We start from the raw sequence: 15,954 nt of genomic DNA, 5'->3' as shown, positions 1-15,954 counted from the left end.
CGGGGCGTCATCGCGCGACCTCGACGTTTTCCAGGACGCCGAGCGCGTCGGGAACGAGCACGGCGGCGGAGTAGTAGGTGCTGACCAGGTAGTTGGCGACGGCCTGTTCGTTGATGCCCTCGAAACGCACGTTCAGGCCCGGCTCGTACTCGTCGGGAAGACCGGTCTGGTGCAACCCGATCACGCCGTTGTCCTCCACGCCGGTCCGCATGGCGAGGATCGAGGACGTGCCGCTTTCGGTGATCGGGATCTTGTCGCAGGGCAGGATCGGCACCCCGCGCCACGCGTTGACCACCTTGCCGTCGACCGTGGTGCCTTCCGGATACAGGCTGCGGCGCGTGCATTCCCTGCCGAACGCGGCGATCGTGCGCGGATGGGCGAGGAAGAACTTCGTCTTGCGGCGACGGCTGACGAGTTCGTCCATGTCGTCCGGCGTCGGCGGACCCGCCCGGGTCTGGAACCGTGACTTGAGATCGGCGTTGTGCAGCAGCCCGAACTCGCGGTTGTTGATCAGGTCGTGTTCCTGCCGCTCCCGCAGCGCCGACACGGTCAGCCGGAGCTGCTCGTCGAACTGGTCCATCGGCCCGTTGTAGAGATCGGTCACCCGCGTGTGCACCCGCAGCGCTGTCTGCGCGACGGCCAAGTCGTACTCGCGTGGTGAGATCTCGTAGTCGACGAAGGTGCCTGGCAGTATCGGCTCGCCGTCGTGCCCTGACGACATCCCGATCTCGGCCTCGCCCTTGGCGTTCTGTGGCTTTCCCTTGTGCGTCAGCATGTCCTGCACGTGGCGGCGCATCGCCTCGGACCGGCCGTTGAGGTCGGCGAAGTCGTCGGCGCGCAGGGTCAGCACGATGACCGGGGTGACGGCCTTGACGGTGAACGGCCAGTTCCGGTCGATGCCGGCGAGCATTTCGTCACCGAAGTGGTCGCCGTCGGCCATGCTCCCGATGGTGGCTTCGGTGCCGTACTCACCAGGCGCCACCTTGGCGACCTTGCCGTGCGCGACCAGCACGACCTCGTCGAGCGGCGAGCCGTGGCTGACGATGGTCTCGCCGGGCCGGTACTCGTGCTGCACGAACCGGTCGGCGAGCGCGGTGAGGGTGTCCTCGTCGTCGAAACCGCGCAGCAGCGCCAATTCCGCGAGTTCCTGCGGGACGACCCGTACCTCGGTGCCGACGTTGGTGAAGGTCACCCGCCCGTCACCGATGGCGTAGGTCAGCCGCCGGTTGACCCGGTACGTGCCGCCGTTCGCCTCGACCCAGGGCAGCATCTTCAGCAGCCACCGCGGCGTGATGCTCTGCATCTGCGGCCGCGTCTTGGTGGTCGTCGCCAGGTTCCGCGCGGCGGCGGGGCCGAGACTGAGTCGCCGGTCGGCCTCCGGCGTCGTGGCGGTCATCCTTCGCGGCCGAGTTCGGCGGCTTCGAGGACGGCGAGCGCGTCCGGTACGAGCACAGCGGCGGAGTAGTAGGTGCTGACCAGGTAGGAGATGATCGCCTGCTCCGAGATGCCCATGAACCGGACGTTCAGCCCGGGCTCGTATTCGTCCGGCAGGCCGATCTGACGCAGGCCGACCACGCCCTGGCTCTTCTCGCCGGTGCGCATCAACAGCACGGAACTGGTGCTGGTCTGGCTCACCGGGATCTTGTTGCACGGCAGGATCGGGACCCCGCGCCACGACGGCACCTTGTGCCCGCCGAGATCGGCGCCGGTCGGGTAGATGCCGCGTTTGCTGCACTCGCGGCTGAACGCGGCGATCGTGCGCGGATGCGCGAGGAAGAAGCCGGGTTCCTTCCATACCAGGGCGAGCAGGTCGTCGAAGTCGTCCGGAGTGGGCGGACCGGTGCGTGTCGCGATGCGCTGGGTGAAGTCGGCGTTGTGGAGCAGGCCGAAGTCCGAGTTGTTGATCATTTCGTACTCTTGGCGCTCGCGCAGCGCCTCGATGGTCAGCCGCAACTGCTGCTCGGTCTGGTCCATCGGCTGGTTGTAGAGGTCGGAAACGCGGCTGTGGACCCGGAGCACGGTCTGGGCGACGCTCAGTTCGTATTCGCGCGGCGAGGTCTCGTAGTCGACGAACGTGCCAGGCAGCAGCGGCTCGCCGTCGTGTCCGGACGAGATGTCGATCTCGGCCTCGCCGAAGTCGTTGGCGCGCCCGGAGTCCTGTGTCGCCTGCTCGATCTGGGCCTGCAGCGATTCGGACTGTTCCAGTACGCGCTCGAAGTCCTGGCGGGTCAAGGTGAGCACCGTGCAGGCGGTGGCCGCCTTGGCGGTGAACTCCCAGATCCCGTCGTCGGCGACGAGGGCCTGCGCGCCGAAGTAGTCGCCGTCCTTGACCACGCCGAGCGCGGTCTCGTCACCGTACGGGCCGGGACCGGTCTTGGTGATCTTGCCGTGCGCGATCAGGAAGACCCGATCGGCGCGGTGGCCGAATTCGACGAGTACGTCGCCTGCCGCCACCTCCTGCTGTTCGAAGCGGTGGGCGAGTTCGGCGAGTACTTCTTCGTCGTCATATCCCTTGAGCGGCTTCAATTCTCCCAGTTCCGCCGGGATCACGCTCACCTCGGTGCCTGCCTTCGAGAAGGTCACCCGCCCGTCGCCGACCGCGTAATTGAGCCGCCGGTTGACCCGGTAGGCGCCGCCGTTCACCTGAACCCATTCGAGCATCTTCAGCAGCCAGCGGGATGAAATTCCCTGCATCTGCGGAACGGATTTGGTCGTGGTAGCCAGGTTGCGCGCGGCGGCCCGACCCAAACTCAGCTGCGGATTTTCCGGCCCCTGGACACCTTCGGCGGCAGTGCCCGATTCGGTGACGGTCACAGCAAGGTCCACCCTTCGATAGTCGTGCGAACAAACAAGAACCACAAGTCGCGGCGTGCCGGTCGTACCCCGAAGTGCGGCCCCGCAGGATCAACATAGCAAGGTGTTTTTTTCGCACAAGCGCACTTTCAGGTAATGCGGCAAGGCCACCCGAATGCCGGTTTTCCCATTGCGCAGTAACACTTTTACCGCCGTTACCCGACGCTTTAAATCCGCCACGCAATCGGTCCATCGATTGTTCTGAGGTGTTATGTGAGGCCGTGCCGGAACTCCCCGGTGTACCCACGTTGCGGCCGTTGGAGTGGACGCGCGGAACTCTTTCGGGTCGCCTCCGCGCCCGTGTTCGGCGACGACTTGACGGACAGCGACGAAACAGAGTGTCGCGTCCGGACACTCCGTCGTGTCATGGTTCAGCCCCTTGCCGATATGTCAGCGTCGGCTGTACTATCGTGTCCGTGCTGACATGTGAGACCCAGGGCGCCGCGCTCGCCCGGCTCGGCCGTGCCCTGGCCGATCCGAACCGCTGCCGGATCCTGGTCGCCCTGCTCGACGGAGTGAGTTATCCCGGCAGGCTGGCCGACGAGCTCGGCCTGAGCCGCTCGAACGTGTCGAACCACCTCGCCTGCCTGCGGGGTTGCGGACTGGTCGTGGCCACCTACGAGGGCAGGCAGGTCCGCTACTCGCTGGCGGACGCACATCTGGCCCGCGCGCTGCGGGAACTGGTCCAGGTCGTACTCGCCGTCGACACCGCCGAGCCCTGTGTGGACGACGCCGCCCTTCAGGTCCTGCGATGAGCTCCTGCGCGGACGGCTGCTGCACCACGAAGTCCACAGTGGACCCGGATCGTCGTGTCGCGCTGTCGCGCCGGGTCCGGCTCCTGGTCGCCGCGACGATCACCTACAACGTCATCGAGGCGGTCGTCGCCATCTCCGCGGGCACCGTCGCCTCCTCGACCGCGCTGATCGGCTTCGGCCTGGACTCGATCATCGAAGTCGCGTCCGCCACGGCCGTCGCCTGGCAGTTCTCCGGCAAGGACCCCGAAGCCCGCGAACGCACCGCACTCAAGGTCATCGCGGTGTCGTTCTTCGCACTGGCCGCGTACGTCACCGTCGAATCGGTACGCACCCTGTTCGGCGCCGACCACGCCGAGCACTCCCCCGTCGGCATCGTGCTGGCGGCGATCTCGCTGCTCGTGATGCCTTTTCTGTCCTACGCCCAGCGGCGCGCCGGGCGCGAACTCGGCTCCGCGAGCGCTGTCGCCGACTCGAAGCAGACCTTGCTCTGCACCTATCTTTCCGGTGTGCTGCTCGTCGGGTTGCTGCTCAACAGCCTCTTCGGCTGGTACTGGGCCGATCCGCTGGTCGCGCTCGTCATCGCCGCGGTCGCGATCAAGGAAGGCCGCGAGGCCTGGCGTGGCGAGCACTGCTGCTGAAAGGAGCGTCATGACCCGGCCCGCACGGTGGAACCGTTACTGGGACAGCAAATCCCAGAACTACGACCGGGAGATGCAGTTCCTGGACCGCAAGCTCTTCGGCGATTCCCGCGCGTGGGCCTGCGGCCAGGCCACCGGCGACACCCTCGAAGTCGCCGTCGGGACCGGCCTCAACCTGCCGCTCTACCCCGAAGGCGTCACGCTCACCGGCATCGACCTCAGTGACGGCATGCTCGCCATCGCCCGCGGCCGAGCCGAACGCCTCGGCCATCCGGTGACGTTGCGGCGGGCCGACGCGCACGACCTGCCCTTCGACGCCGATTCGTTCGACACCGTGGTCTGCACGCTCGGGCTGTGCGCCATCCCGGACGACGGCAAGGCGTTGCGGGAAATGGCCAGGGTCATCCGGCCGGGTGGCAGGCTCATCCTGCTCGACCACATCGCGAGTTCGTCGCGTGCCGTCCGAGGTCTGCAGTGGCTCGCCGAAAGGGTCACCGTGCCGATGGCGGGCGAACACTTCCTCCGGCGCCCGCTCGACAAGATCGGCGGCCTCGGCCTGGCCGTGGAGCACCGGGAGCGGTTCAAACTCGGGCTGGTGGAACGGCTCGTCGCCCGCAAATGAGCCGTGTCATCGGAATTTCATCGACGCGGCCGATCATGGTGACGTGACCTACCCTCAGCAACAGCCACCCATCTGGCAGCAGTACCCCGTCGCGACGCCGAAGAAGGCCCCGAATACCGGACTGATCGCCGGCATCGCGGCCGCGGCGCTCGTCGTCACCGGCGGGGCGATCGCGGTGACCGTGGCGATCACCACCGGTGGCAGCGCCACCGCTGACAATGCGGCCGGTGGTAGTGCGCCCGAGGTCGATCCCGACCCGTTCTCCGCGCAGGCCGGAGACTGCATCTCGGCCGACGAGGACGCCGGGAGCAACGGCAAGTTCAGCGCCAGCGCCGTCCGGGTCCACTGTTCGGACAACACGGCCAACTACTCGGTGATCGCGCAGCTCTCGTCCGGGTCCGGTTCGGACTGCAACTCCGTACCCGGCTACGAGTACGGCAACCCCGTCGTCTACGACTTCGAGTCGGGACAGTCCAGGGAACTTTGCCTCATGCCGAAGGGCTGACGGTTTCCCAGGCCGCTTCGATCATCCGGAAGATCTCGTCCACCGCGGCCTCGGGATCGGCCGCCTCCCTGCCGATCGAATAGGCGTCGATCACGAACCGCGCGATCGTGCGGCAGGCCGTCGTCGACCGGGACAGGTCCGGATCGGCCGCGATGGCCGCCGCCAGCGATTCGGCGTGGCGCAGCCGCATCGAGTCTTCGTACTCCCGCAGCGCCGGCGATTCGTCGATCATGCGCCAGATCGGGGCGGCGCCGTCGGCCGTGCAATGCCGCACCATCGCGTGGATCTCGCGGCGCAACGCGGGGATGAGCGGCTCGTGCGGGGCCCGTTCGGTGACCGCCCGCGTGAGGCCTTGCTCGAAGTCCGCGTCCTGTTCGAACACCAGGGCCTCTTTCGAGGCGAAGTGGGAGAAGAGCGTGGTGACGGCGACGTCCGCCTCCGCGGCCACCTCGCGGATGCCCACCGCGTCGTATCCGCGTTCCAAGAAGAGCCGGAGGGCGGTGTCGGCGATCTTCTGGCGGGTCGCTGCCTTCTTGCGCTCACGACGTCCGGTCGGCACGGTCATGCGGCGACGCTAGCAGATCCAAAACAACAACGGTTTCAAAACGCTAACCGTTAGTGCTACGGTCGGTCGCATGAAGAAAGTGATCTTCACCGAGTTCGGTGGTCCGGAAGTCCTGCAGCTCGTCGACGCCGAGGATCCGCACGCGGGTCCCGGTCAAGTGCGCATCGCCGTGCGGGCGGCGGGAGTGAACCCTGTCGACTGGCGGGTGCGTGAGGGGCAGGTGCTCGGTGCCCATCCGACCGTGCTGCCGTCCGGTGTGGGCCTGGATGCCGCCGGTGTGGTGGACGAGGTCGGCGATGGCGTGGTCGGCGTCGAGATCGGCGACTCGGTATTCGGCGAGGGTTCGAACACCTACGCCGAGTTCGCCGTGCTGACGGCCTGGGCCGTGATGCCCGAGGGACTCACGTTCGAAGAGGCCGCCGGATACCCCTCCGTGGTCGAGACCGCGCTGCGTCTCATCCGCGAAGCCGGCGTGCGACCCGGCGAGACGCTGCTGGTCAGCGGCGCGTCCGGCGGGGTCGGTTCGGCGGTGCTGCAGATCGCCCGCGAGCGCGGCATAGCGGTGATCGGCACGGCAGGCGCCGCGAACCAGGACTATCTGCGCGGCCTGGGCGCGGCCGCCACTACCTACGGCGAGGGCTGGGTGGAGCGGGTGCGGCGGCTCGGCCGGGTGGACGCGGCTCTCGACCTGGCGGGGTCGGGCGTGATCGCCGAACTGGTCGAGCTGACGGGGGATCCGGACAAGGTGCTCACCATCGCCGATCTCGGTGCGCCCCAGCTCGGCGTCCGGTTCTCCGGGGTGGCCGGGAGCGTGCCGGACGCGCTGGCCGAAGCCGTCGACCTCATCTCGCGGGGCAAGCTGCACATCCCGGTCGAGAAGTCCTACTCACTGGCCGATGCCGCGGCGGCCCACGTCGACAGCCACGCCGGGCACACCCGCGGCCGCCGGGTCATCGTCGTGTGAGCCGGTTCAGGCGGTGGTCGCGGGAAGGACCACGACGCCGTCGTCATCGGCGTAGAGCGTGTCGCCGGGAGTGAAGGTCACTCCCCCGAAACCGACCGGGACGTCGACAGCGCCGACGCCTGCCTTGGAACTCTTGCGCGGGTTGGTACCGAGCGCCTTCACCCCGAGCGGGAGCCCGGCGAGCTCGGCGCTGTCGCGGACCGCGCCGTTGACGACCACGCCCGCCCAGCCGTTGTCCACGGCGGACTTCGCGATCATGTCGCCGGTCAGAGCGCTGTGCAGCGAGCCGCCGCCGTCGACCACCAGGACACCGCCGTCACCGGGGGCGGCCAGCAGCTTCTTGACCAGGCCGTTGTCCTCGTGGCAGGAGACCGTCCGGATCGGGCCCGAGAACTTCCGGTGCCCGCCGAACTGGCGGAGCTGGGTGTCACAGACGCGCAGCCGGTCGCCGTGTTCGTCGACGAGGTCGGCGGTGGTGAAGGAATCGATCACGCGCTGGAGTTTCTCACGTCGCCTCGGGCGGGAACACCGAGTCCAGCACGTGGGTGAGGATGGCGGCGGGGTCGGCGGCAGGCGCGACCGCCTGACGCAGGGCGAGCCCGATGCCCAGAGCGCCCAGCATCACGACGGCCTGATGGAGTGGCAGGGCGGGTTCGAGGCGGAGCCGCTTCGCATGTACGACGAGCAGGGCGACGACCTCGTCGTCGTGACGCTGCTGGATGGCGGCGACAAGGGCGGCGGTTTCGGGCTGCTGCGCCGTCGCGGCGAGCACTTCCGCGGCCGCCGCGCTCCATTTGGCGGCGTCCTTGTCCGCCACGTCGACAGGAGCCAGTGCCGCGATCACGTCGTCCCGGGTGGTGGCGAGGGCGAGGGTTTTCCGCAGCTCCGCGAGGTGACCTTCCGCGCCGGCTTCGATGATCGCCAGCCACAGTCCTTCCTTGCCGCCGAAGTGCTTGTAGACGGCGCCGCGGGTGTACCCGGCGTCGGCCGCGATCTCCTCGACCGTCGCCGCCAGGAAGCCGCGTCGCAGGAAGACCTGCCGACCGGCCTCCAGCAGGTGTTCGTGGGTGCGTCGCTGCTGCTCGGCCCGTGTCAGCCTGGTCATCGCCCGCCAATTCGGTAACAGAACGTTTCTGGATACACGACGTTACTGTATCGTCAGGTGCATGGAGTTCCTGGCACCCGTGGCCGCGTTTCTCAGCCTTCCCCTCTTCCTGGCCGGATTCGCTTGGTACGCGGCGCGTGCCCGACGGGCGGGCGTCAGCCAGTCGCTGTTGGCGCCGATCGAGGAGATCTGGGACCCGATCTCGCACAAGACCAACATCGAGATCCAGATCGAAGCCGAACGGAGTCCGGAGACGCCGGCGCCCGGAGACCCGCCCGAGCTGAAGTGGCGGCTCTAGCCTCAGTAGCCGACGGTGAAATGCCGGTCCCGGCCCGGATTCTCGAGTTCGTCCACGACGGCGACGGCGAGGTCCTCCGCCGAGATCCCGGACGAACCGTCCTCCGCGGTGACGATGGTCGTCGTGCCCCGCCGATAGGCCCCGGTCCGGACACCGGGCTCGAACATCGCGGGTGGACTGAGGTACACCCAGTCGCCTGGGTGCGCTTCGCAGGCATGGAGCTGCCTCAGGCTGGCCGAGGCGATGGTCCGCCACGCCGGCGGCACGAACGCCGTGTCGTCGATCACGAGCCCGCCGGACGGTGACCGCAACGGCCCGGCGCCGCCGACGACCAGCACACGCGTGCCCGCCGCGGCGTCGAGCAGGGCCGTGACCGTGGCGGCGACGGTGTCTTCCGCGCCGGGCGCGGGTCTCGTCGCGCCCACGACGGCATCGACTCCCCCGAAAACCGCGCTCATGTGGCGGATGTCGGTGACGTCGCCGCGTACGACGTCGATGTCCGGATGCTCCGGTGGAGTGCGTCGAAAGACGGCAGTGACGTGGTGTCCGCGGGAAACGGCCTCGGCGACGATTCGGGAGCCTGCCATTCCCGACGCTCCGACAACGGCGATCTTCATCGGACGATGCCTTCCATCTTGGCCTTCGGGGTGATCTGGCCTGCCACGATCGAGGCAAGGGCGAGGGCGAAACCGGCGAGCTGGACCAGGCCGAGCGATTGACCGAGCAGCGCGGCGCCGAGCACCGCGGCGACCATCGGCGAGAGCAGGCCGAGGACCGCGACCGACGTGACCGGCAGGGACGTGATGCCGCGGAACCACAGGACGTAGGCGAGCAGGCCGCCGATCAGGCCGAGCCAGAGGTAACCGAGAGCCGCGTCCAGGTCGATCGCGGGCGGTGCGCCTTCGATCAGGAAGGTCACCGGCAGCAGGAACAACCCGCCCGCGGTGAGCTGCCACGAGGCGAACGCGGTCGGCCCGACGTCGGCCGGGCGCCCCCATCGTTTGGTGAGGGTGACGCCGAGCGCCATCGTGCCGGCGCCACCGAGTCCGGCGATGACCCCGACGAGGTCGAAACCCGCCGCGGGGCCGATCACGACCAGGCCGACACCGACGATTCCGACGATCCCCCAGGCGAACCGCCACGCGGACGGGCTCTGCCGCAGCACCGCCACGGCGAGGATCGCGACGAGGAGCGGTTGGGCGGCGCCGAGGGTGGCGGCGACCCCGCCGGGCAGCCGTTCGGCGGCGACGAACAGCAAGGGGAAGAACATCCCGATGTTGAGGACGCCGAGCGCCGCGGCCTTCAGCCACCACGTGCCACGCGGGAGGGTGCGGGTGATGGCGAGCGCGATCAGTCCCGCGGGCAGGGCGCGCATGAGTCCGGCGAACAGCGGATGCCCTGGCGGGAGGAGTTCGGTGGTGACCACGTAGGTCGTTCCCCAGACCATGGGAGCGAAGGCGGTCAGCGCGGTACCGGCGAGACCGGCGGCGAGGGGTGTGGTCGTCAGCGTTTTCACGCTTCTCAGCTTCGGCGCTGGCGATCAATGAGTCCAACACATGTTTGTCACTTGATCCATCGTGATTCAAGATGGATCCATGGAGCTTCAGCAGATGCGGTACGTCCTGGCGGTGGCGGAGACGAACAGCTTCACGCGTGCCGCGGAACGCTGTCTGGTCGTGCAGTCGGCGCTGAGTCACCAGATCGCGCGGCTGGAGCGTGAACTCGGCGCGCGGCTGTTCGAGCGCACAAGCCGTCGAGTGCGGCTCACCGCCGCGGGCGAAGCGTTCCTGCCCGCTGCCCGGCAATGTCTCGAGGCCGCCGAACGGGCCGGTTCGGAGGTCGCCGCGGCCGTCGGCGAGATCCGCGGACGGCTCACCGTCGGCGTCATCCCGACCGTCGCGGCGGTCGACGTCCCGGCGGCGCTGCACACCTTCCGCGGCCGGTATCCGCACGTCCGGATCGGGCTGCGGGTCGGGGCGAGCGAAAAGCTGGTGGAGCAGATCAGGGACGGAGCGATCGAGGTCGCGTTCCTCGGTCTCCCGGTCTCCGACCGGCCCCAAGGCGTGGCCACCTGCGAACTGGGCCGCGACGATCTCATCGCCGTGGTGGCGCCGGGGCACCCTCTCGCCGTCGAGTCCGAAGTGGACTTGAAGCGGCTTTCGACCGAGGTCTTCGTCGATTTCCCCGCCGGATCGGCAGGACGGGCCCAGACGGATCAGGCCTTCGCCGCGGCGGGGATCACTCGGGAGGTGGCCTTCGAGGTGACGGCCGCCGATTTCATGGCGCGGCTCATCCATCAGGGACTGGGTGTGGCGCTGCTGCCGTCGAAGTACATGCCGAACCTGACCGACGTCGTCACCGTGCCGGTCCGGGACGCGCCCGCGCGGATCGAGCACCTCGTCTGGAACCGCTCCACGGTCACTCCGGCCGCGAAAGCGTTCCTGGACTTACTGGGCGTGGCGCCGGGTGCCGTTGGGGACGTTCCGTGAGGGCCTCCTTCCCTACTCTCAAGGTAGGGAAGGAGGCCCTCACGGACCGGCAATGCGCGCCGTGAGTCAGGCGACTACTCGCGCCCTTCCTTGATGACCTCGTAAAGGCTGGTCCACGAGCTGCGCCCGTGTCCCGCGGCGATCGCCCGGTCGTAGTGCGCTTTGATCGCCTCCGGCAGGACGACGTCGATCCCGGCGTCCCGGCTCGCCTGCACGATGTGGTCGGCGGTCGCGCCCATCATCGTCACATTGGCCTCGTCGCCGGGGTGCTCGCCCTTCTCGACCTGCTCCGCCGCGGCTTCCAGGTAGAAGTCCATCATCCTGAAGTTCTCCTTCGCGTACGGGACGAACTTCTGCGCCGGCACCCCGGCCGAGCGGATGAGCGCGCTCGCGTGCAGGAACACCGAGAGCGAGGTCAGGAAGATGTCCAGCTGCGCCTGGTAGAACAGCTGTGCCAGCCGGACGTCTTCGCCGAGGAAGTCCGCCCGCCCGATCAGCGCCAGGATGTCCCGATACTTCTCGAACACGTCGGTGGGGCCGCTGTAGAAGACGTACGCCTCCTCCTTGCCCACCAGCGGGGCCGGCACCATGACGCCACCCGCGACGAACTGCGCGCCCCGGGCCTTGACCCAGTCGGCTGCTTCGCGGGTCTTCTCCGGGGTGTCCGAGCTGAGGTTGACGATCACCTTGCCCGCCAAGACATCCTCGGCCTTGCCGAGGATGTCGTACATCGCCGCGTAGTCGGTGAGGCTCAGCAGCACCAGCTCCGACGCCGACACCGCGTCCGCCGGCGTCTCGGCGCGAACGGCACCGGCCGCCACCACGCCGTCCGCGCGGGCGGCGGTGCGGTTCCAGACGGTCACTCCGTGGCCGTTCTCCAGGAGTACCCGGACCATGGCCTGTCCCATCGGACCGAGCCCGATCAGTGTGATCATTGTGTTTTCCTTTACTTCTTGAGGAGTTCGATGACGCCGATGAGGTCTTCGGCGCCGTGTCCGTCGGCGACTCGTTTGTCCATCAGCGGCTGGAGCGGCGTGAGCAACTCCGCGCTGATGCCCTGATCCTCCGCCGCCTGCGCCAGGTTCGGGTAGGCGGCGGCCTGCATCCCGATGTTCGACACGACGTCGGTCAGGTAGTCGCCGTCGTCGATCTGTTCGGCCGAGCGCTCCAGGAACCCGCTCATCGCGTCGATCCAGCCGCGGAGCAGCGGCGCGAATTCCCGCGCCTTGACCCCAGCCGAGCCGACGAGCGCGTACGCCTGGATGACGCCGATGAAGTACCCGTACATCCCGCTGAGCAGCGCGATGTCGTGCAGTGGTGCCAGTCCGGGGTCGGCGCCGAGGTAGTTGGCACCGCCGAAGGTGTCGAGCGCGGTGCGGGCGTGGCCGAAGACGGTGCCCGATCCGCTGTAGAAGATGAACGCCGCGGGAGTGCCGATCATCGGCGGGACCGCCATGATCCCGCCGTCCAGGTATGCCGCGCCCAGGTCTTCGGCCCAGACGGCCATTTCGCGTGCCTGGCCGGGGGTGCCGTTGGTCAGGTTGATCAGCTGCCGTCCCGCGAGCTCGGCCGCGACCGGGTCGAGGACCTCGTGCACCGAGTCGTAGTCGAGCAGGCAGGCGATCACGATCTCGTTCGCCGCGAGAGCCTCCGAGATGGTCGAAGCGACCGAAGCTCCCTTCGCCGCCACCGCCTCGGCGCGGCTCGCGGTCCGGTTCCACGCGGTGACCGGATGTCCCGCGGCCAGTAGTGCCTCTACGAGCGCGGTTCCCATCGCGCCCAGTCCCAGTACCGTCACCGGGGTCTTTCCGTGTTCGCTCATGGGACCACCGTGACGCCGCCCGCGCACGGATCGCTGCGGGTCCACGCACGGTCTTGTCGGTGGTCCGCGCTAACGTCGGTTTCGTGCGATTCGGAGTGCTGGGACCGCTCGCCGCGTGGACGACCGCGGGCGAGCCCGTCGTCGTTCCTGAGGCCAAGGTCCGCCTCCTGCTCGCCGCGCTGCTGAGCCGGGAGGGCAGGGCGGCGTCGGTGTCGTCGTTGACGGACGATCTGTGGGGCGAGCATCCGCCGGGTAATCCGGGCAACACCCTGCAGACCAAGGTGTCCCAGCTGCGCCGCACGCTGGATCGGGCCGAGCCGGGTGCCAGGGAGATCGTGACGCATCAACCTGCCGGGTACGTCCTCGCCGTCGAGGCCGGTGACCTGGACGTCCACCGGTTCCGCGCGCTCACCGCCCGCGCCCGTGACACCGTCGATCCGCGTGCGCGTGCCGCGCTGCTGGCGGACGCGCTGGCCTTGTGGCGAGGTCCCGCGTACGCCGGATTCGAGGACGAACTCTTCGCCGTGGCCGCGGCACAGCGGCTGGAGGAGGAAAGGCTGCTCGCCGAAGAAGATAGAGCCGAAGCCCGGCTTTCGCTCGGCGAACACGGCCTCCTCACCGGGGAACTGGCGGCCCTGGTGTCGCGGCATCCGTTGCGCGAGCGGCTCCGCGGCCTGCTGATGCGCGCCTTGTACGCCGCCGGACGGCACAGCGAAGCGCTGGAGGCCTACGCCGAGCTCCGGGCTCGTCTGCGTGACGAGTCCGGTCTCGAACCGGGGCCGGACCTCGCGGCCCTGCACCAGGCGATCCTCACCCGCAGTCCGGATCTCGAAACCGGCCGCGCCGCCGAGCCGGTGCGCGGGAACCTGCCGGAGTCACTCACCGAGCTGATCGGCCGCACCACGGCGGTCAAGGAGGTCGGCGCGCTCGTCACCGACACGCGGCTGGTCACTCTCACCGGTCCCGGTGGCGTGGGCAAGACCAGGCTGGCCATCGAGGCCGCGTCGAAGCACGCGATGGCCGACGGCACCTGGCTCGTCGAGCTCGCGGGCCTGGACAACGTCGAGTGCCCGACGTGCCCGCCCGAGGACCTCGTCGCCGTCGTCGTGGCGGCCGTGCTGGACCTCCGCGAGGAGGCCACGTCGGCGAAGTCGGTCACGCAGTCGCTGGCCGATGCCTTGCGGAACAAGGAGATCCTGCTCGTCCTCGACAACTGCGAACAGGTCGTCGAACCGGTCGCGGCGCTGGTGGAACGGCTGCTCGCGGCGGCGCCGCGGCTGCGTGTGCTCGCCACCAGCCAGGAACCGCTCGGCCTGCCCGGGGAGAACGTCTGGGCGGTACCGCCGCTCGAACTGCCCGAGCAGGCGGATTTCGCCGCCGTGCGGGAATCGAGTGCGGTCCGGTTGTTCACCGCCCGTGCCGCGGCGGCCGCTCCGGGGTTCGCGCTGGACGCCGAGAACGCGGCCGTCGTCACCCGGATCTGCCGCACGCTCGACGGCATCCCGCTGGCGCTCGAACTCGCCGCCACCCGGGTGCGGACGCTCGGCGTGCACGAACTCCTCGCCCGCCTCGACGACCGGTTCGGCCTGCTGTCCTCGGGCAGACGGGGCGGGCCGCGCCGCCAGCAGACGCTCCGCGCGATGATCGACTGGAGCTGGAGCCTGCTGAGCGAGCCCGAGCAGATCGTGCTGCGCAGGCTCGCCGTCCACGCCGAAGGCTGCGGGCTCGACGCGGCCGAGTCGGTTTGCGCGGGCGGCGGGATCGCCGCCGCCGACGTCATGGACCTGGTGTCCCGGCTCGTCGACAGGTCGCTCGTGGTCAGCAGGCCGGGCAGATCCGGCGAACCGCGGTTCCGGCTGCTGGAGTCCGTTTCGGCGTATGCCTCGGAACACGCCGAACGGGCGGGCGAACTCGACGAACTGTCCTTGCGGCATGCCCGTTTCCACGTCGAACTGGCCGAACGCGGTGACACGGGGCTGCGCGGGAAAGAGCAGCGGCGCTGGCTCGACCGGCTGGACGCCGAGGGCGCCAACACCCGGCGTGCGCTGGAAACGCTGCTGAGGCTGGGAGAACACCGGCTCGCGTTGCGGCTGGTGAACGCGACGACCTGGTTCTGGTTCCTCCGCGGACGGCTCAGCGAGGCCCGTCGCTCGCTGAACCTGGTGCTCGACACGGAGATCGACACCGGTGACGAGTACGCGCAGGCTCTCGGCTGGAGCACCGGTATCGCCGTCCTCGACGGCACCTGCACCGAGGGCGCGGTGGAGGACGCCGTGTGGGGCATCTCCGATCCCGTCGCGCGGGCACGGACGCTGTGGTTCCTCGGCTACGCGTGGTCCACGATCGGCGACCTGTGCCGGGCGGAGAAGCTCACCCTCGGCGCGCTCGAAACCGCCCGCGACATCGGTGAAGACTGGAGCGCCGCGGCCGCGCTCAGCGACAGGGCAACCCATCTGATCGCCGGTGGGGACCTCACCGGCGCCGGCCGGATCGCCGCTCAAAGCGCCGCGATCTTCGACGGGCTCGGCGAACGCTGGGGCTGGCTTCAAGCGTCGTTCGTCGTAGGCGTGCTGGCGTCGATAGCCGGGAACTACGACCACGCCGCCCGCGTCCATCGGGAAAGCCTTCGCCGCGCGGAGGAACTGGAGCTGTGGCCGGAGGTCGCCTACAAACTGTCCTGGCTGGGCCGGACGGCACTGCTCACGGGCGACTTCGAGGGGGCGAAGGAGTTCCACGAGCGGGCCAGGACATTGGCCGTCGAACACGGTTTCAAACCCGGCGAGGTCTACGCCGAGACAGGGCTCGCGCTCGGCGAGCGACGTCAAGGGCTGTTCGAGGAGGCCGAACAGCGGTTGCTGTCCATACTGGACTGGCATCGCCGCGTGGAGTCCGAAGCGGGCAGCACGCTCATCCTCGCCGAGCTCGGGTTCATCGCCGAGCAACGCGGAGACACGGCGAAGGCGAAGCGGCTCCAGCTGGACGGCCTCGCGATCGCCCGGCACAGCGAGGATCCCCGCGCGATCGCCCTCGGCTTGGAAGGGCTGGCCGGGGCGGAGGCGGCAGCCGGCTCGTATCACGCGGCCGCGCGGCTGCTGGGTGCCGCGGCGGCCTCGCGGCGGTCGGTGGGCGCTCCCCTGCCGAAGGGGGAACGCGGCGACGTCGACCGGATCACCGGCGTCGTGGTGGAGGCGCTCGGAGAAACCGCATTCTCGGCGGAGCACGCGGCGGGCGAGAGGACTCCGATCGATCACTTGGTGACGGACAGTCAGTAGGCGTGCACCCGTATCACCACAATGGACCAGGCCTTACTTCACGTCAGCAACAAACGGTGATTTCTT

General features: G+C 69.0%; 17 protein-coding genes. 8 read left to right on the top strand and 9 right to left on the bottom strand.

Features of this window, described 5'->3' with window-relative positions; genetic code table 11:
- Positions 1 to 7: 7 nt before the first annotated feature.
- Complete coding sequence (locus tag ACLJO0_RS26685; RefSeq protein WP_410581193.1) at positions 8 to 1,396, bottom strand: family 2B encapsulin nanocompartment shell protein; 1,389 nt, start codon at positions 1,394 to 1,396, stop codon at positions 8 to 10.
- On the bottom strand, positions 1,393 to 2,814 hold the full coding sequence (locus ACLJO0_RS26680) for a family 2B encapsulin nanocompartment shell protein (RefSeq protein WP_410581192.1): 1,422 nt from the start codon (positions 2,812 to 2,814) through the stop codon (positions 1,393 to 1,395). The genes ACLJO0_RS26685 and ACLJO0_RS26680 overlap by 4 nt, the downstream gene beginning before the upstream one ends.
- Positions 2,815 to 3,269: 455 nt before the next feature.
- On the opposite strand from ACLJO0_RS26680, the gene ACLJO0_RS26675 reads away from it, so the two are divergent.
- From ACLJO0_RS26675 to ACLJO0_RS26660, 4 genes are read left to right on the top strand one after another with little or no spacing between them, the layout of a single operon-like run.
- Complete coding sequence (locus ACLJO0_RS26675) at positions 3,270 to 3,608, top strand: ArsR/SmtB family transcription factor (RefSeq protein ID WP_125787652.1); 339 nt, start codon at positions 3,270 to 3,272, stop codon at positions 3,606 to 3,608.
- Complete coding sequence (locus ACLJO0_RS26670; protein ID WP_410581190.1) at positions 3,605 to 4,246, top strand: cation transporter; 642 nt, start codon at positions 3,605 to 3,607, stop codon at positions 4,244 to 4,246. The genes ACLJO0_RS26675 and ACLJO0_RS26670 overlap by 4 nt, the downstream gene beginning before the upstream one ends.
- 10 nt (positions 4,247 to 4,256) lie before the next feature.
- Positions 4,257 to 4,868 (top strand): class I SAM-dependent methyltransferase, encoded by a 612-nt coding sequence (locus tag ACLJO0_RS26665; protein ID WP_410581189.1) that lies wholly within the window; start codon positions 4,257 to 4,259, stop codon positions 4,866 to 4,868.
- Between the two features lie 43 nt (positions 4,869 to 4,911).
- The gene (locus ACLJO0_RS26660) at positions 4,912 to 5,373 is read left to right on the top strand and encodes a hypothetical protein (protein ID WP_410581187.1); all 462 of its coding nucleotides are present in this window, start codon (positions 4,912 to 4,914) and stop codon (positions 5,371 to 5,373) included.
- Here the strand turns inward: ACLJO0_RS26660 and ACLJO0_RS26655 are convergent.
- On the bottom strand, positions 5,357 to 5,938 hold the full coding sequence (locus ACLJO0_RS26655) for a TetR/AcrR family transcriptional regulator (protein ID WP_410581185.1): 582 nt from the start codon (positions 5,936 to 5,938) through the stop codon (positions 5,357 to 5,359). The two genes, ACLJO0_RS26660 and ACLJO0_RS26655, sit on opposite strands and share 17 nt — an antisense overlap.
- Positions 5,939 to 6,008: 70 nt before the next feature.
- Here ACLJO0_RS26655 and ACLJO0_RS26650 point away from each other — a divergent pair, with 70 nt between their 5' ends.
- Positions 6,009 to 6,902, top strand: coding sequence for an NADP-dependent oxidoreductase (locus ACLJO0_RS26650; RefSeq protein WP_410581183.1), 894 nt, complete (start codon positions 6,009 to 6,011; stop codon positions 6,900 to 6,902).
- A gap of 6 nt (positions 6,903 to 6,908) precedes the next feature.
- Here the strand turns inward: ACLJO0_RS26650 and rraA are convergent, their stop codons facing one another.
- Both rraA and ACLJO0_RS26640 read right to left on the bottom strand, forming a co-directional pair.
- Positions 6,909 to 7,394, bottom strand: coding sequence for a ribonuclease E activity regulator RraA (rraA, locus tag ACLJO0_RS26645; RefSeq protein ID WP_410581181.1), 486 nt, complete (start codon positions 7,392 to 7,394; stop codon positions 6,909 to 6,911).
- A 13-nt stretch (positions 7,395 to 7,407) separates the two neighbouring features.
- Positions 7,408 to 8,007, bottom strand: coding sequence for a TetR/AcrR family transcriptional regulator (locus ACLJO0_RS26640; protein ID WP_410581180.1), 600 nt, complete (start codon positions 8,005 to 8,007; stop codon positions 7,408 to 7,410).
- A 61-nt stretch (positions 8,008 to 8,068) separates the two neighbouring features.
- Between ACLJO0_RS26640 and ACLJO0_RS26635 the strand changes: the two genes are divergently transcribed.
- Complete coding sequence (locus ACLJO0_RS26635; RefSeq protein WP_410581178.1) at positions 8,069 to 8,305, top strand: hypothetical protein; 237 nt, start codon at positions 8,069 to 8,071, stop codon at positions 8,303 to 8,305.
- Between the two features lie 2 nt (positions 8,306 to 8,307).
- On the opposite strand, the gene ACLJO0_RS26630 is transcribed toward ACLJO0_RS26635, so the two are convergent.
- Both ACLJO0_RS26630 and ACLJO0_RS26625 read right to left on the bottom strand, forming a co-directional pair.
- Entirely contained in the window at positions 8,308 to 8,922 is a 615-nt protein-coding gene (locus ACLJO0_RS26630) for an NAD(P)-dependent oxidoreductase (RefSeq protein ID WP_410581176.1), read from the bottom strand.
- Entirely contained in the window at positions 8,919 to 9,821 is a 903-nt protein-coding gene (locus ACLJO0_RS26625) for an EamA family transporter (RefSeq protein ID WP_410581174.1), read from the bottom strand. Before ACLJO0_RS26625 ends, ACLJO0_RS26630 begins: the two co-directional genes overlap by 4 nt.
- A 79-nt stretch (positions 9,822 to 9,900) precedes the next feature.
- Between ACLJO0_RS26625 and ACLJO0_RS26620 the strand changes: the two genes are divergently transcribed.
- Positions 9,901 to 10,794 (top strand): LysR family transcriptional regulator, encoded by an 894-nt coding sequence (locus ACLJO0_RS26620; protein ID WP_410581173.1) that lies wholly within the window; start codon positions 9,901 to 9,903, stop codon positions 10,792 to 10,794.
- Between the two features lie 74 nt (positions 10,795 to 10,868).
- On the opposite strand, the gene ACLJO0_RS26615 is transcribed toward ACLJO0_RS26620, so the two are convergent.
- Both ACLJO0_RS26615 and ACLJO0_RS26610 read right to left on the bottom strand, forming a co-directional pair.
- Positions 10,869 to 11,729, bottom strand: a complete 861-nt coding sequence (locus tag ACLJO0_RS26615; RefSeq protein WP_410581171.1) for an NAD(P)-dependent oxidoreductase — start codon at positions 11,727 to 11,729, stop codon at positions 10,869 to 10,871.
- A gap of 11 nt (positions 11,730 to 11,740) precedes the next feature.
- Complete coding sequence (locus tag ACLJO0_RS26610; protein WP_410581170.1) at positions 11,741 to 12,616, bottom strand: NAD(P)-dependent oxidoreductase; 876 nt, start codon at positions 12,614 to 12,616, stop codon at positions 11,741 to 11,743.
- Positions 12,617 to 12,699: 83 nt separating this feature from the next.
- Between ACLJO0_RS26610 and ACLJO0_RS26605 the strand changes: the two genes are divergently transcribed.
- Positions 12,700 to 15,888 (top strand): BTAD domain-containing putative transcriptional regulator, encoded by a 3,189-nt coding sequence (locus tag ACLJO0_RS26605; RefSeq protein ID WP_410581168.1) that lies wholly within the window; start codon positions 12,700 to 12,702, stop codon positions 15,886 to 15,888.
- Positions 15,889 to 15,954: the final 66 nt, after the last annotated feature.

Origin of the sequence: Amycolatopsis sp. lyj-108 (genome assembly GCF_046549005.1) — a bacterium.
GTDB lineage: Bacteria > Actinomycetota > Actinomycetes > Mycobacteriales > Pseudonocardiaceae > Amycolatopsis.
Note: the sequence above shows the minus strand (reverse complement) of the source record. Positions and strands in the feature narration are given on the sequence as shown.